A 15,361-nucleotide genomic window follows, 5' to 3' on the forward strand; every position below is an offset into this window, starting at 1 on the left:
TACACTCTGAAGTTTTCTTGTTTTTGGCAGTAAAGATGGTGGAGCTATGCGGGATCGAACCGCAGACCTCCTGCGTGCAAAGCAGGCGCTCTCCCAGCTGAGCTATAGCCCCATCGTAGTTAAAATCTCATTTACCGTCATTCGGTTCCGGGCAAGGCGTGGAAGAACGAAGCATACTGAAGCATGCGAGTTATTTCACAACGCAGCACGGGAGCGAATTTGGTAGGCCTGAGTGGACTTGAACCACCGACCTCACCCTTATCAGGGGTGCGCTCTAACCACCTGAGCTACAAGCCTGCAGAGATTTTTTACTGCTTATTTTTCATCAGACAATCTGTGTGGACACTACAAAGGCAGGTTCTTTCAGGTAAGGAGGTGATCCAACCGCAGGTTCCCCTACGGTTACCTTGTTACGACTTCACCCCAGTCATGAATCACAAAGTGGTAAGCGCCCTCCCGAAGGTTAAGCTACCTACTTCTTTTGCAACCCACTCCCATGGTGTGACGGGCGGTGTGTACAAGGCCCGGGAACGTATTCACCGTGGCATTCTGATCCACGATTACTAGCGATTCCGACTTCATGGAGTCGAGTTGCAGACTCCAATCCGGACTACGACATACTTTATGAGGTCCGCTTGCTCTCGCGAGGTCGCTTCTCTTTGTATATGCCATTGTAGCACGTGTGTAGCCCTACTCGTAAGGGCCATGATGACTTGACGTCATCCCCACCTTCCTCCAGTTTATCACTGGCAGTCTCCTTTGAGTTCCCGACCGAATCGCTGGCAACAAAGGATAAGGGTTGCGCTCGTTGCGGGACTTAACCCAACATTTCACAACACGAGCTGACGACAGCCATGCAGCACCTGTCTCAGAGTTCCCGAAGGCACCAAAGCATCTCTGCTAAGTTCTCTGGATGTCAAGAGTAGGTAAGGTTCTTCGCGTTGCATCGAATTAAACCACATGCTCCACCGCTTGTGCGGGCCCCCGTCAATTCATTTGAGTTTTAACCTTGCGGCCGTACTCCCCAGGCGGTCGACTTAACGCGTTAGCTCCGGAAGCCACTCCTCAAGGGAACAACCTCCAAGTCGACATCGTTTACAGCGTGGACTACCAGGGTATCTAATCCTGTTTGCTCCCCACGCTTTCGCACCTGAGCGTCAGTCTTTGTCCAGGGGGCCGCCTTCGCCACCGGTATTCCTCCAGATCTCTACGCATTTCACCGCTACACCTGGAATTCTACCCCCCTCTACAAGACTCCAGCCTGCCAGTTTCGAATGCAGTTCCCAGGTTGAGCCCGGGGATTTCACATCCGACTTGACAGACCGCCTGCGTGCGCTTTACGCCCAGTAATTCCGATTAACGCTTGCACCCTCCGTATTACCGCGGCTGCTGGCACGGAGTTAGCCGGTGCTTCTTCTGCGGGTAACGTCAATCGACAAGGTTATTAACCTTATCGCCTTCCTCCCCGCTGAAAGTACTTTACAACCCGAAGGCCTTCTTCATACACGCGGCATGGCTGCATCAGGCTTGCGCCCATTGTGCAATATTCCCCACTGCTGCCTCCCGTAGGAGTCTGGACCGTGTCTCAGTTCCAGTGTGGCTGGTCATCCTCTCAGACCAGCTAGGGATCGTCGCCTAGGTGAGCCGTTACCCCACCTACTAGCTAATCCCATCTGGGCACATCTGATGGCAAGAGGCCCGAAGGTCCCCCTCTTTGGTCTTGCGACGTTATGCGGTATTAGCTACCGTTTCCAGTAGTTATCCCCCTCCATCAGGCAGTTTCCCAGACATTACTCACCCGTCCGCCACTCGTCACCCGAGAGCAAGCTCTCTGTGCTACCGTTCGACTTGCATGTGTTAGGCCTGCCGCCAGCGTTCAATCTGAGCCATGATCAAACTCTTCAATTTAAGTTTGATGCTCGTGAATTAAACTTCGTAATGAATTACGTATGTTCACTCAGAGACTTGGTATTCATTTTTCGTCCGAAGACGTTAAGAATCCATGTCACTTTGAGTGCCCACACAGATTGTCTGATAAATTGTTAAAGAGCAGTGCAACGCGGCTTTCGCTCACCGTTGCGAGGTCCCGTATAATACGTTTTCCTCATTCAGAGTCAAGCGTTTAATTTTGCTTTTCTCTGCCGGTATTCATCGCTGAATCCCGCTGACCCGGCGGCTTGCGTGCCGTTGTTCCGTGTCAGTGGGAGCGCATTATAGGGAGTAATTCCGAAGTGACAAGGGGAAATTTCAAAAAACTTTTCGTTCGCTCAACTTTCCATCACCAGGGTGATTTAACGCGCTATTTGCTGGTCATTTGCGCAATTTCCCGCGCAAATCTGCCCACCTGCTGCCAGTCGGTATACACCACTTCTTTACTAACATCCGTTTCGCCGCCGGTCATCTTCATAATAAGGCGAATCATAAACCGATCGTACCAACGATAGCGTGGATAGCGAAGCGCTCCGGCAAATACCGCGCAGTGCTGCGGCTGCCAGGGCGAGTTGAGCAGAAACTTTCGCGTGTAGCTGTTGGTCTGCGGCGTTCGTTTTTCTGGCTTACGCGCGACGAGGTTAACCGAGAAAAATGCTCCCGGCAGCGCCTGCAGCGACTGAAGATGCGTTTTGACAAACCGCTCCAGCGCGGGATGAAAGTGACCATAGCGGATTGATGCGCCAATCACGACGCGATCGTATAAAGGCCACTCCACCTCATTAGTACGGTTGAGGTCAATCGTATCCGCATCAATCCCCTGCTCTTTTAATTCAGATGCCAGATAGGAGGCGATTTCACGCGTCTGTCCGTCGCGGGTAGAAAATAGAATCAAAGTTTTCACAGGCACTCCTGTTATTCGCGCCAGAAAGTCGGAGTAAATAGCACCAGCAAGGTGAACACTTCCAGACGACCAAACAGCATATTAGCAATCAAGATCCATTTTGCGACAGGGTTCATCGTCGCAAAGTTATCCGCCACCACGCCCAGTCCCGGGCCAAGGTTATTCAGCGTCGCGACGACCGAAGCAAAGGCCGAGAAATCATCCACGCCGGTGGCGATAATCGCCAGCATACTAATGATAAACACCAGCGCATAGGCGGAGAAAAATCCCCAAACGGCTTCAAGGATACGTTCCGGCAACGCACGGTTCCCCAGTTTAATACTGTATACCGCATTAGGGTGTACCAGCCGTTTAAGCTCACGGTTACCCTGCTTGAAAAGCAGAAGAATACGGATAACCTTCAAACCACCGCCCGTCGACCCGGCGCAGCCGCCGATAAAAGCCGAGCAGAGCAGAAGGACCGGTAAGAATAGCGGCCAGCGCGCGATACTGTCGGTAGTGAATCCTGCCGTTGTCGCCATCGAAACAACCTGGAAGAACGCCTGGTTCACCGTCATGAGTGCAGAACTGTATACATCATGCAGCCACAGCACCAGAGTACATACCACCACCAGCGTGAGCTGCACGCCGATAAACATGCGGAATTCGGGATCGCGCCAGTACACTTTCAGGCTGCGCCCGCTGAGTAATGAAAAGTGCAGGCCGTAGTTACAGCCCGATATCAGCAAGAAAATAGCAATAATGGAGTTAATCGTTGGGCTATTAAAGTAGCCCACGCTGGCGTCATGGGTAGAGAATCCGCCAATCGCAATCGTCGAGAAGCTGTGCCCGATGGCGTCGAACGCCGGCATACCGGCAAACCACAGCGCCAGCGCGCAGGCCACCGTCAGTAAGACATAAATAAGCCACAGCGTTTTCGCCGTTTCAGCGATTCGCGGCCGCATTTTATTATCTTTCAGCGGCCCGGGCATTTCCGCCCGATACAGCTGCATCCCCCCGACGCCCAGTATCGGCAGTATCGCTACCGCCAGCACGATGATCCCCATCCCGCCAAACCATTGCAGCATCTGGCGATAGAAAAGAATGGCGTGAGGTAATGAGTCAAGCCCTACCAGCGTGGTTGCCCCGGTCGTTGTCAAACCCGAGAAAGATTCAAAGAAGGCATCCGTGATGCTCAGGTTAGGCTGCTCAGAGAAGATAAAGGGCAGCGAACCGACGCTTCCGAGCACCGTCCAGAACAGCACGACGATAAGAAATCCTTCGCGGGATTTCAGTTCGCCCTTCTCACGACGGTTAGGCCACCACAGCAGCGAGCCGATCGCCAGGGCGACAAAAAAGGTCTGTGTAAACGCCCGCCCCGCGCCATCGCGATATATCAGGGCTATTAATCCCGGGAGGATCATTGTCCCCGAAAACAAAATGACCAGCAGTCCAACGATTCGGGTTATCGCGCGAAAATGCATCTCTGGCGCTTCCTTTGATATGCAAAAAAATCAGGTGGGGATTATTCGTCAATCTTCAGTAATTGCAACGAACCGCGACTAAAATCAGCCAGTTTTGCTGAAAATAGCGCCACTTCAGCCTGAGGAAGCGCCACGCGCAGCTGAACAGACGCTTGATATTCGCTCTCGACAATTTTCCCTGAGAATTGAGCCAACAGCGTTTCAATCCCGGCCAACTGCCCGTATTCACACTGCAAAGTATATGCGGTCAGCGGCGTCTTGCGCTGTGTTGCGAGCTGCGCAAGCGCCTGATGCACGCCGCCGCCGTACGCTTTGACCAGACCGCCGGTGCCGAGCAGAATACCACCGTAGTAGCGCACGACGACAGCGGTTATCTCGCCGACGCCGCTGCCCATAAGCTGCGCCAGCATCGGCTTACCCGCCGTCCCCGCCGGTTCGCCATCATCGGAAAATCCCAGTTGCTGCGAGTCATTTGGCGGCCCGGCGACCCACGCCACGCAGTGGTGACGGGCATCCGGATGATCAGCCCTAACTGACTCGACAAACGCTTTTGCCGCCGCTACGCCGTCGGTATGCGCCAACAGCGTGATAAAGCGGCTCTTTTTGATCTCTTCCACAAAGGTGACCGGCGCGGCCGGTATCAACCAGCTTTCCATTACGCCAGTTTCAGATCGCGCGTCATGTTTTCAATACTGTTTTCGTGGATCACGACGTTGTCTTCAATACGAATACCGCCAAACGGTTTCAGCGCTTCAATTTTCTGCCAGTTGAAGTGTTTGCTGAACTGCCCTTCGCGCCACGGCGCCAGCAGCGATTCGATAAAGTAGATGCCCGGTTCAATCGTCAATACCATCCGCGGCTGCAGCACGCGCGTGCAGCGCAGGTAGGGATATTTTGCCGGCGCGGCCAGATGGGTACCGGTATCATCCTGCATAAAGCCCGCGACATCATGAACCTGCAGACCCAGAGGATGGCCAATGCCGTGCGGCATAAACGGTCCGGTCAGGTCGTTTTCCACCATCGCTTCTTCGCTCATCTCTTTGACTATCTGATGTTTGCGCAGCAGTTTGGCAATACGCTGATGGAACTGGACATGATAATCCACGTAGCTCACGCCCGCCTTCATGGTGCTAATCAGCGCCAGCTGTTCATCATTAACGTCTTTAACCAGCTGAGCATAGTCGTTATCGCCATGCGCCGCCCAGGTACGCGTCAGGTCCGCCGCATAGCCGTTATATTCCGCGCCCGCATCCAGCAGGAAGCTGCGCAACTCCGCCGGCGCGCGGTGATCCAGCTTAGTGTAATGCAGAACGGAAGCGTGTTCGTTCAGCGCCACAATGTTGCTGTACGGTACATCGGTGTCGCGATGGCCGGTAGCAGTCAGATAGGCCTGGTTAATATCAAACTCGCTCATCCCGGAGAGGAACGCTTCATGAGCGGCCTGATGACCGTTAACCGCCGACTTCTGTGCTTCGCGCATGCAGGCCAGCTCATAGTCAGTTTTATAAGAGCGGTAGTAGTGCAGATAATCAATCACCCCTTTCGGGTTGATTTTATCCGCCGCGAGTTCTAACCCCAGCGCGCGTTCCGGTACCGGTCCGATATACGCGATATTGCCGCGGGCGGCGGGCAGCTGGCTGCCGATACCGTCCGCTTTCGGCAGGGCAATGACTTCCACCTCTTCGGTCCAGAACGAAGTTGGCAGCGGTTCCACGTTATGCCAGTAGTCGACCGGCAGGTAGAACCACAGTTTCGGTTTGTTGACGCCGTCCACCAGCAGCCAGCAGTTAGGGACCTGGGTAACCGGCACCCAGGCTTTGAACTGCGGGTTGACCTTGAACGGATACGGATGATCGTCAAGGAAGACGTTGAACAGTTCACCGGAGTGAATCAGCAGGGCATCCAGCTTAAAGCGGGCCAGAACATCACGGGTACGCTCTTGTAGGGTAACGATATGATTTTTATAGAGACCGGCAAGGGATTCCATCTTTTATCCTTTGATTTTATGAGATCGTGATGTTTCGCATCTTAGCACAATGACCTCAAACGGGGTGATCTCTACCGGGTGTGATCCGACCAGCATTTATTTAAAGTCTTATTTGCAATTTCTTAACATAAAATCCACACTCCGTCTCATCTGGTACGACCAGATCATATTGCTGGATTCAGGAGACTGACATGCTCTACAAAGGCGACACCCTGTACCTCGACTGGCGGGAAGACGGCATTGCCGAACTGGTATTCGATGCCCCCGGCTCGGTCAACAAGCTCGATACCGCAACCGTAGCCAGCCTCGGTGAAGCGCTGGACGTACTGGAAAAACAAAAAGATCTTAAAGGGCTGCTGCTGCGCTCCGAAAAAGCCGCTTTTATCGTCGGCGCGGATATCACCGAATTTCTTTCTCTGTTCCTGGTTCCCGAAGAACAGCTCAGCCAGTGGCTACATTTCGCTAATAGCGTATTTAATCGCCTGGAAGATTTGCCGGTTCCGACCATCTCCGCCGTCAACGGCTATGCGCTGGGCGGCGGCTGCGAATGCGTACTGGCGACCGATTATCGCCTGGCGACGCCGGACCTGCGCATTGGTCTGCCGGAAACGAAGCTGGGCATCATGCCGGGCTTTGGCGGCTCGGTGCGGATGCCGCGCATGCTTGGCGCGGACAGCGCGCTGGAAATCATTGCCGCAGGTAAAGACGTCGGCGCCGAACAGGCCTTAAAAATCGGCCTCGTCGACGGCGTGGTTAAACATGAAAAACTGATCGATGGCGCAGTAGCCATTCTGCGTCAGGCCATTAACGGCGACCTGGACTGGAAAGCGAAGCGCCAGCCGAAGCTGGAGCCGCTTCACCTGAGTAAAATTGAAGCCGCAATGAGTTTTACCATTGCCAAAGGCATGGTGGCGCAAACCGCCGGGAAACACTACCCGGCCCCGCTTACCGCCGTTAAAACCATTGAAGCCGCCGCCCGCTTTGGCCGCGAAGAAGCGCTGAACCTGGAAAACAAAAGTTTCGTCCCGCTGGCGCATACCAACGAGGCGCGCGCGCTGGTCGGTATCTTCCTCAACGATCAGTACGTCAAAGCGAAAGCGAAGAAGCTGACGAAAGATGTCGACACGCCAAAACACGCGGCCGTGCTGGGCGCGGGGATTATGGGCGGCGGTATTGCATACCAGTCGGCCTGGAAAGGCGTGCCGGTGGTCATGAAGGATATTAACGACAAATCGCTGACGCTGGGCATGACCGAAGCGGCGAAGCTGCTGAATAAACAGCTTGAGCGCGGCAAAATCGATGGGCTCAAGATGGCCGGCGTCATTTCCACTATTCAGCCAACCCTGGATTACGCCGGCTTTGAGCGCGTGGACGTCGTGGTCGAAGCCGTCGTTGAGAACCCAAAAGTGAAAAAAGCGGTACTGGCGGAAACCGAAGAGAAGGTGCGCCCGGATACCGTGCTGGCCTCCAACACCTCGACCATCCCTATCAGCGAGCTGGCCAGCGTCCTGCAGCGCCCGGAAAACTTCTGCGGCATGCACTTCTTTAACCCGGTGCATCGCATGCCGCTGGTTGAAGTGATCCGCGGCGATAAAACCTCGGATAAGACCATTGCCAAAGTCGTCGCCTGGGCCAGCAAAATGGGCAAAACGCCGATTGTGGTCAACGACTGCCCCGGCTTCTTCGTCAACCGCGTACTGTTCCCCTACTTCGCCGGTTTCAGCCAGTTGCTGCGCGATGGCGCGGACTTCCGCAAGGTCGACAAAGTGATGGAAAAACAGTTTGGCTGGCCGATGGGGCCCGCCTATCTGCTGGACGTCGTGGGCATTGATACCGCGCATCACGCGCAGGCGGTCATGGCGGCGGGCTTCCCGCAGCGAATGCAGAAAGAGTATCGCGATGCGATCGATGCGCTATTCGACGCCAAGCGTTTCGGCCAGAAAAACGGCCTTGGCTTCTGGCGCTACAAAGAAGACAGCAAAGGTAAGCCGAAGAAGGAAGAGGATACTGTCGTCGATAGCCTGCTGGCGGAAGTCAGCCAGCCGAAGCGCGATTTCAGCGATGAAGAGATTATCGCCCGGATGATGATCCCGATGGTCAACGAAGTGGTGCGCTGTCTCGAAGAGGGCATTATTGCCAGCCCGGCGGAAGCCGATATGGCGCTGGTTTATGGCCTGGGCTTCCCTCCGTTCCACGGCGGCGCGTTCCGCTGGCTCGATACGCTCGGTAGCGCAAAATATCTCGATATGGCGCAGCAGTACCAGCACCTCGGCCCGCTATACGACGTGCCGGAAGGATTGCGCAGCAAAGCGCGTCATAACGAACCGTACTATCCCCCGGTTGAGCCTGCCCGTGCGCCAGGCGACCTGAAAACGGCTTAAGGAGTCACAATGGAACAGGTTGTCATTGTCGATGCAGTTCGTACCCCGATGGGCCGTTCGAAGGGCGGCGCCTTTCGCCACGTGCGTGCGGAAGATCTCTCCGCGCACCTGATGCGTAGCCTGCTTTCGCGTAATCCGTCTCTTGAGGCGAGCGCGATCGACGATATTTACTGGGGCTGCGTCCAGCAGACCCTGGAACAGGGCTTCAACATTGCCCGCAACGCGGCGTTGCTGGCGGAGATCCCGCATTCGGTACCCGCCACCACGGTCAATCGGCTGTGCGGTTCTTCTATGCAGGCGCTTCACGACGCGGCGCGTATGATCATGACCGGCGATGCCAGCGTCTGCCTGATTGGCGGCGTAGAGCATATGGGCCACGTTCCGATGAGCCACGGCGTGGATTTCCATCCCGGACTGAGCCGTAACGTCGCCAAAGCCGCCGGAATGATGGGTCTGACGGCAGAAATGCTGGCGCGTCTGCACGGCATCAGCCGGGAAATGCAGGACCAGTTCGCCGCCCGCTCCCACGCTCGCGCCTGGGCCGCGACGCAGTCCGGCGCATTCAAGACGGAGATCATCTCGACCGGCGGTCACGACGCCGACGGCGTGCTGAAGTCTTACAGCTACGATGAAGTCATTCGCCCGGAGACGACGGTAGAAGCGCTGGCCGCGCTGAGACCCGCGTTCGATCCGGTCACCGGCACCGTGACGGCGGGAACCTCTTCCGCCCTCTCCGATGGCGCCGCAGCGATGTTGTTAATGAGCGAAAGCCGCGCCCGCGAACTGGGCCTGAAGCCTCGCGCTCGCGTGCGCTCGATGGCTGTCGTCGGCTGCGATCCGTCCATCATGGGCTATGGCCCGGTTCCCGCGTCAAAACTGGCGCTGAAAAAGGCCGGGCTCAGCACCAGCGATATCGATGTGTTCGAGATGAACGAAGCTTTTGCCGCCCAGATCCTACCGTGCATTAAAGATCTGGGGCTGATGGAACAGATAGACGAGAAGATCAACCTCAACGGCGGCGCGATCGCCCTGGGCCATCCGCTCGGCTGTTCCGGCGCGCGCATTAGCACTACGTTGATCAACCAGATGGAGCGTAAAGACGCGCAGTTCGGCCTGGCCACCATGTGTATTGGTTTAGGTCAGGGGATCGCGACGGTATTTGAGCGGGTTTAATCGAAGAGTTTAATCCCCGAAATAGTTTAGTTGCCGTTCTTCCCGCCTGTCAGGGGCGGGTTTTTTATTTCTACCGATCCGTTATTATCGCCATGTACCTAATGATTATTAAGGATAATGAAGAGTGATGAAAACACTCCCAATCATTTTTCTGCTAACCACGTTCTCTGCCGCAGCGCTCGCCAGCGAACAGGATAGCGCTCAGGCATGCCTTTCCAGGGGGATCAGTAAAATGGCGCAGGACCCTGGCAGCGATCGGCTAAAGCATCTGGTCATCACCGACATTAATACCGAACGCTATGATGAGAAGATAGGCAGCCAGCATATCGCGACGCAGCTCACCGCTACGCTGGAAAAAGAAGGGAACCCGGTAGGGAAAATGCTCTGTTTGCTGGAAAACGATCGGCCGCTGTACGTTTACTTCAGCGATGACCGGTAAAAACAGCACCCAGGCCAAAAGCCCGGATGCTTTCAGAGCGGCTATCAAATAAACGCAAAGGCATCGCCAAACAGGCGATCTTCACGCGCGCCGCGCTCGTTGCAGAACAGGTCACGGGCAATTTTCGCCATCTCAAAACGGCCGGCGATATAGATATCATGCTCGCCCAGCGTACCGTAATCCTGCAGAACCGCCGTGAGCACGGTTCCGGTACGGCCACGCCACTCAGCTTCAGGCTGCTCAACAACGGGTTCAACGCGCAGGCCCGGATGCTGCAGGCTTAACGCTTCCAGCTCGGCCAGATCGTAGAGATGCTTCGCTTCGCGTCCGCCCCAGTAGATGGCGATATCGCGGTTCGGATTGCGCGCCAGCGCGGTGAGCAGAATCGAACGCACGTAAGAGAAGCCCGTCCCCCCGGCAATCAAAATCAGCGGGCGTTCTTCATCATCGCGCAGCCAGGCTTCGCCATGCGGCATATCGACCTCGATTTCACGCTCTTTCAGAATACGATCCATCACCGCCATCGCATACAGGTTAAGTTCAGATGCACCGATATGCAGCTCGATAAACTCCTGTTCCGACGGCGTAGAAGCCATGGAGAATGGGCGCTTATCGCGTTCGTCCATCACGACCATCAGATACTGACCAGCCCGGAAGGCAAACGCCGCTTCCGGCACTAATCGAACGCGATACACAGTATCGGTAATCGCCTCCACCGAGGTCACTTTACAGCTTAAGGTTGTCATGCGTCCCCTCTGTCGGGTCTATTGTGCAAAACAGCGGCGTAGCCCCGCTTACTGTTATTTGAAGATAGCCAGTTCGTCCCAGATGGCGTCGACGCGCGCCGTCACCTCAGGATCTTTTTTGATCGGACGACCCCACTCGCGCTGGGTCTCTCCAGGCCATTTGTTTGTGGCATCCAGCCCCATTTTTGAACCCAAACCGGAAACCGGTGAGGCAAAATCCAGATAATCAATTGGCGTATTTTCTACCAGTACCGTATCACGCGCCGGGTCCATACGGGTAGTAATCGCCCAAATCACATCATTCCAGTCGCGCGCATTGACATCGTCATCGCAGACGATAACAAACTTGGTATACATGAACTGACGGAGGAACGACCAGACGCCCATCATGACGCGTTTCGCGTGACCGGCGTACTGCTTCTTCATCGTGACCACCGCCAGGCGATAGGAACAGCCTTCAGGCGGTAAATAGAAATCCACGATTTCAGGAAACTGCTTTTGCAGGATGGGGACGAACACTTCGTTCAGCGCAACGCCCAGTACCGCGGGTTCGTCCGGCGGACGTCCGGTGTAGGTCGAATGGTAGATGGCGTCTTCACGCTGAGTAATATGGGTGACGGTAAAGACCGGGAAGTTATCCACTTCATTGTAGTAGCCCGTATGGTCGCCATACGGGCCTTCCGGCGCCATCTCTCCGGCCTCAATATATCCTTCCAGCACAATCTCCGCGCTGGCGGGCACTTCCAGATCGTTAGAGATGCACTTAACGACTTCGGTTTTCGTGCCGCGCAGCAGCCCGGCAAACGCATACTCGGAGAGGGTATCCGGAACCGGGGTCACCGCCCCGAGAATCGTCGCCGGATCGGCGCCCAACGCGACGGAAACAGGAAAACGCTCGCCTGGATGCGCTGCGCACCACTCCTGGAAGTCCAGCGCGCCGCCGCGATGCGATAGCCAGCGCATAATCAGCTTGTTCTTGCCAATCAGCTGCTGGCGATAAATACCCAAATTTTGCCGCTCTTTATGCGGACCGCGGGTCACCGTTAGCCCCCAGGTGATCAGCGGCGCGGCATCTTCCGGCCAGCAGGTCATGATCGGGATGCGGGTCAGATCCACCTCATCGCCGTGGATGATTTTTTGCTGGCACGGGGCTCCACGCAGACGCTTAGTCGGCATATTCAGCACCTGCTTGAACTGCGGCAGCTTATCAAACAGGTCGCGGAAGCCTTTTGGTGGTTCCGGCTCTTTCAGGAATGCCAGAAGCTTACCCACTTCCCGCAGCGAACTGACATCCTCCTGCCCCATTCCCAGTGCGACTCGCCGCGGCGTGCCGAAAAGATTACACAGCACCGGCATGGCGTAGCCTTTAGGATTTTCGAATAGCAGGGCCGGACCGCCAGCGCGCAATGTGCGGTCGGCAATTTCGGTGATTTCCAGGTGAGGATCGACCGGCAGGGAGATCCGTTTCAATTCCCCCTGCTGCTCCAGTAATGTCAGAAATTCGCGTAGATCGTGGTATTTCATGGAGTTGTTATTGACCTCTATACAGGCGGCTGATTATACGGCGTTCGCCGGAGCTATGCTGTATTTTTGTTAAATTAGCGTGAAAGAACGCTGAAATTTAGTTTTCACCCGCAATGATTTCGCGATCGTACCGGGCTTTTGTTATGCTTGCTGCTAGTAGCATTGGAAAGAGTCATTATGCAAGCCTGGTACTTACTTTATTGCAAACGTGGGCAGCTTGAACGCGCCCAGGAACACCTTGAGCGGCAGGCCGTGAATTGCCTGATGCCAACGATCGAGCTGGAAAAAATCGTCCGCGGTAAACGCACGACGGTCAGCGAGCCCCTGTTCCCAAATTATCTGTTTATCGAGTTCGATCCGGAAGTGATTCATACCACCACCATCAGCGCAACGCGCGGTGTGAACAGCTTTGTGCGTTTCGGCGCGCTGCCCGCTATCGTGCCGTCTGCCGTCATTCATCAGCTTTCCATCTACAAACCGGAAGGGATCACCGATCCGGAAACGCCGCATGAAGGCGATAGCGTGCTGATTACCGATGGCGCCTTTGAGGGTCTGCAGGCTATTTTTACCGAACCGGACGGTGAAGCCCGTTCTATGCTGCTGCTGAATTTGCTTAACAAGCAGGTGCTACAGAGCGTGAAAAATACTGATTTTTATAAAATCTGACGGCGCCTAAAAGCGCACGCCAAAGAGTCTTCTGACGTTAGCATCGGTAATCTCTTCCAGCCACTGCGCCTCTTCCCCGCGCCATCCCGCGATGCTGGTCAGAATATGCGGCAGGTAGGCGGGCTCATTGCGGCGGGAAGCGGGTTTTGGCCGCATATCGCGCGGCAGCAGATACGGCGCATCGGTCTCAACCAGCAGGCGATCTGCCGGAATATCCGCCAGCAAGGCTCGCAGCTCCAGCCCCCGACGCTCATCACATACCCAGCCGGTGATACCAATAAATAAACCGTGCTCAACGCATTCGCGCATCTCTTCACGGCTACCCGTAAAGCAATGCACCACGGCCCCCGGGAGCTTATCAAGCCAGGGAACCAGCAGGGCCAGAAAGCGCTCATGCGCATCGCGACAGTGCAGGAATACCGGCATCGACAGCTCCGCTGCCAGCGCCAGCTGGGCGCTAAACGCCGCTTCTTGCTCCTGAGGCGTCGAAAAGTTGCGGTTGAAATCGAGGCCGCATTCGCCAACCGCGACGACTTCCGGCTCGCGAGCCAGCGCATAGACCGCTGCCGCTACCGATTCCGTCCAGCAGCGACTGTCGTGGGGATGAACGCCGGCCGTTGACCAGCATCCCGAATAGCGGCGCGCCATCTGCTGCGCCTGCGCGCTTTCATGCAGGTTGGTTCCCGTCAACAGCATCCCGGTCACGCCCGCCGCCCGGGCCCGGGACACCACCTCATCGCGATCGCGGGAAAACTGCGAACTGGTCAGATTTACGCCGATATCAAACATCATCGCTCCCATATGGCAACCGCCCTGGCGGGCGGTTGAGCGTTATTCTTCTTTACCCTGCGCCTCTTCGGCGGCGGCATCCTCGTCACGCGTCAGGCGTTTACCGGTATAGAACCGCGCGAAGAAGACACCGACCTCAAACAGACAGTACATCGGAATCGCCAGCAGAGTTTGCGAGAACACGTCCGGCGGAGTCAGCAGCATCCCCACAACGAATGCGCCAACCAGGACATAGGGGCGTTTCTTACGCAGGTCGTCCGGCGTGGTGACGCCCATCCAGCACAGCAGCACGATGGCCACCGGAACCTCGAACGAGACGCCAAACGCGATAAACAGCGCCATCACAAAGTCGAGATAGCTACGAATATCGGTAGAGACCTGTACGCCTTCCGGCGCCGCGTGGGTCAGAAAGCCAAACGCCAGCGGAAAAACGACGAAGTAGGCGAAAGCCATACCGATATAGAACAGCAGCGTACTGGAGACCAGCAGCGGCATAACCAGCCGACGCTCATGCTTATACAGCGCTGGCGCCACAAAGGCCCAGACCTGATACAGAATGACCGGTACCGACAAAATTATCGATACCATAAAGGTCAGCTTGATCGGCGTGAAGAAAGGCGAGGCCACATCCGTCGCGATCATGGTCGCGCCAACCGGCATCTGCCGAATAAGCGGCGCGGAAACCAGCTGATAGATATCGTTGGCGAAATAGACTAACGCCAGGAAAATGACCAGAATCGCAAGAATGCTGTTGATCAAGCGCTTGCGCAGCTCGATCAGATGCGTAATTAGCGGTTGAGTATCGTCTACGCCCATTTTTACTGTTTATCACTCGATACAGGGGAGGAAGAATCGGAAGCCGACACGGCAGTTTTTACTTTCACTGCCGGGATTTCACTCTGCGAAGCGGAAAGCTCTTCAGCCACGGGGTCAGGCGCATGCTCCGGCGCGCTGGCCTGGTGTTCAGCCGTCGCCGGCGTCACGTCCTTGCGCTGCTCTTCACTCCCTTTAACGACCGGGTTGTGAATGGTGTTGGCTTCATCGCTGGCTTTTTCAGGATCGTGGGCGGAGTAGGATCGCTTCATAGATTCAGCCGCTTCACGCAGCTCATCCATTGAAGCTTTTAGCTCGGGCGTCAGGTTGTCCAGGCTGGCCTTTTCCACCTTTTTAAGGCTTTCCTGAAACTCCTGCAGTTTTAATTCCTGCGTTATTTCATTTTGTACGGTAGCCGCAAGCGACCGCAGCGTGCGGATCCAGCTAACCACCGTCTTTACCGCTACCGGTAGTCGCTGCGGCCCCAAAACGATGAGGCCAATCACGAATACCAGCAGCAGCTCACTAAAACCGATATCGAACACGA

At 55.6% G+C, this 15,361-nt stretch carries 13 protein-coding genes, 2 tRNA genes and 1 rRNA gene; 4 read left to right on the forward strand and 12 right to left on the reverse strand.

The window, feature by feature from the left end:
* Positions 1-36 precede the first annotated feature (36 nt).
* The 7 genes from ACE3MN_RS25420 to pepQ form a co-directional block, all read right to left on the reverse strand.
* Positions 37-112 (reverse strand) — tRNA-Ala (locus ACE3MN_RS25420).
* Between the two features lie 108 nt (positions 113-220).
* A tRNA-Ile gene (locus tag ACE3MN_RS25425) sits at positions 221-297 on the reverse strand.
* A 71-nt stretch (positions 298-368) separates the two neighbouring features.
* A 16S ribosomal RNA gene (locus ACE3MN_RS25430) occupies positions 369-1,908 on the reverse strand.
* A gap of 391 nt (positions 1,909-2,299) precedes the next feature.
* Entirely contained in the window at positions 2,300-2,833 is a 534-nt protein-coding gene (hemG, locus tag ACE3MN_RS25435) for a menaquinone-dependent protoporphyrinogen IX dehydrogenase (protein ID WP_004870475.1), read from the reverse strand.
* 11 nt (positions 2,834-2,844) lie between these two features.
* On the reverse strand, positions 2,845-4,296 hold the full coding sequence (gene trkH / locus ACE3MN_RS25440; protein ID WP_004097624.1) for a Trk system potassium transporter TrkH: 1,452 nt from the start codon (positions 4,294-4,296) through the stop codon (positions 2,845-2,847).
* A gap of 41 nt (positions 4,297-4,337) precedes the next feature.
* Complete coding sequence (locus tag ACE3MN_RS25445) at positions 4,338-4,952, reverse strand: IMPACT family protein (protein WP_024360606.1); 615 nt, start codon at positions 4,950-4,952, stop codon at positions 4,338-4,340.
* Positions 4,952-6,283, reverse strand: coding sequence for a Xaa-Pro dipeptidase (pepQ, locus tag ACE3MN_RS25450; protein ID WP_004870469.1), 1,332 nt, complete (start codon positions 6,281-6,283; stop codon positions 4,952-4,954). Before pepQ ends, ACE3MN_RS25445 begins: the two co-directional genes overlap by 1 nt.
* Positions 6,284-6,474: 191 nt before the next feature.
* Here pepQ and fadB point away from each other — a divergent pair, with 191 nt between their 5' ends.
* The 3 genes from fadB (at position 6,475) to ACE3MN_RS25465 (ending at position 10,276) form a co-directional block, all read left to right on the forward strand.
* Complete coding sequence (gene fadB, locus ACE3MN_RS25455; protein WP_049131289.1) at positions 6,475-8,664, forward strand: fatty acid oxidation complex subunit alpha FadB; 2,190 nt, start codon at positions 6,475-6,477, stop codon at positions 8,662-8,664.
* 9 nt (positions 8,665-8,673) lie between these two features.
* A complete protein-coding gene (fadA, locus tag ACE3MN_RS25460) occupies positions 8,674-9,837 on the forward strand; it encodes an acetyl-CoA C-acyltransferase FadA (protein ID WP_102650370.1) in 1,164 nt (387 codons plus the stop codon).
* Positions 9,838-9,964: 127 nt separating this feature from the next.
* Positions 9,965-10,276 (forward strand): hypothetical protein, encoded by a 312-nt coding sequence (locus ACE3MN_RS25465; protein WP_004870464.1) that lies wholly within the window; start codon positions 9,965-9,967, stop codon positions 10,274-10,276.
* Positions 10,277-10,320: 44 nt separating this feature from the next.
* Here the strand turns inward: ACE3MN_RS25465 and fre are convergent, their stop codons facing one another.
* Positions 10,321-11,022, reverse strand: a complete 702-nt coding sequence (fre, locus tag ACE3MN_RS25470; protein ID WP_004870462.1) for an NAD(P)H-flavin reductase — start codon at positions 11,020-11,022, stop codon at positions 10,321-10,323.
* Positions 11,023-11,076: 54 nt separating this feature from the next.
* Positions 11,077-12,546, reverse strand: a complete 1,470-nt coding sequence (gene ubiD, locus ACE3MN_RS25475) for a 4-hydroxy-3-polyprenylbenzoate decarboxylase (RefSeq protein ID WP_024360609.1) — start codon at positions 12,544-12,546, stop codon at positions 11,077-11,079.
* A 177-nt stretch (positions 12,547-12,723) separates the two neighbouring features.
* Between ubiD and rfaH the strand changes: the two genes are divergently transcribed.
* Entirely contained in the window at positions 12,724-13,212 is a 489-nt protein-coding gene (rfaH, locus tag ACE3MN_RS25480; RefSeq protein ID WP_004097595.1) for a transcription/translation regulatory transformer protein RfaH, read from the forward strand.
* Between the two features lie 6 nt (positions 13,213-13,218).
* Here rfaH and tatD read toward each other — a convergent pair whose 3' ends face one another.
* The 3 genes from tatD to tatB are packed head-to-tail and all read right to left on the reverse strand — an operon-like array spanning position 13,219 to position 15,359.
* Complete coding sequence (gene tatD, locus ACE3MN_RS25485; protein WP_162685362.1) at positions 13,219-14,013, reverse strand: 3'-5' ssDNA/RNA exonuclease TatD; 795 nt, start codon at positions 14,011-14,013, stop codon at positions 13,219-13,221.
* A gap of 30 nt (positions 14,014-14,043) precedes the next feature.
* Positions 14,044-14,817 (reverse strand): Sec-independent protein translocase subunit TatC, encoded by a 774-nt coding sequence (tatC, locus tag ACE3MN_RS25490; protein ID WP_004097593.1) that lies wholly within the window; start codon positions 14,815-14,817, stop codon positions 14,044-14,046.
* A gap of 2 nt (positions 14,818-14,819) precedes the next feature.
* Entirely contained in the window at positions 14,820-15,359 is a 540-nt protein-coding gene (gene tatB, locus ACE3MN_RS25495; protein WP_024360611.1) for a Sec-independent protein translocase protein TatB, read from the reverse strand.
* Between the last annotated feature and the right edge of the window lie 2 nt (positions 15,360-15,361).

Origin of the sequence: Klebsiella grimontii (genome assembly GCF_042137965.1) — a bacterium.
GTDB lineage: Bacteria > Pseudomonadota > Gammaproteobacteria > Enterobacterales > Enterobacteriaceae > Klebsiella > Klebsiella grimontii.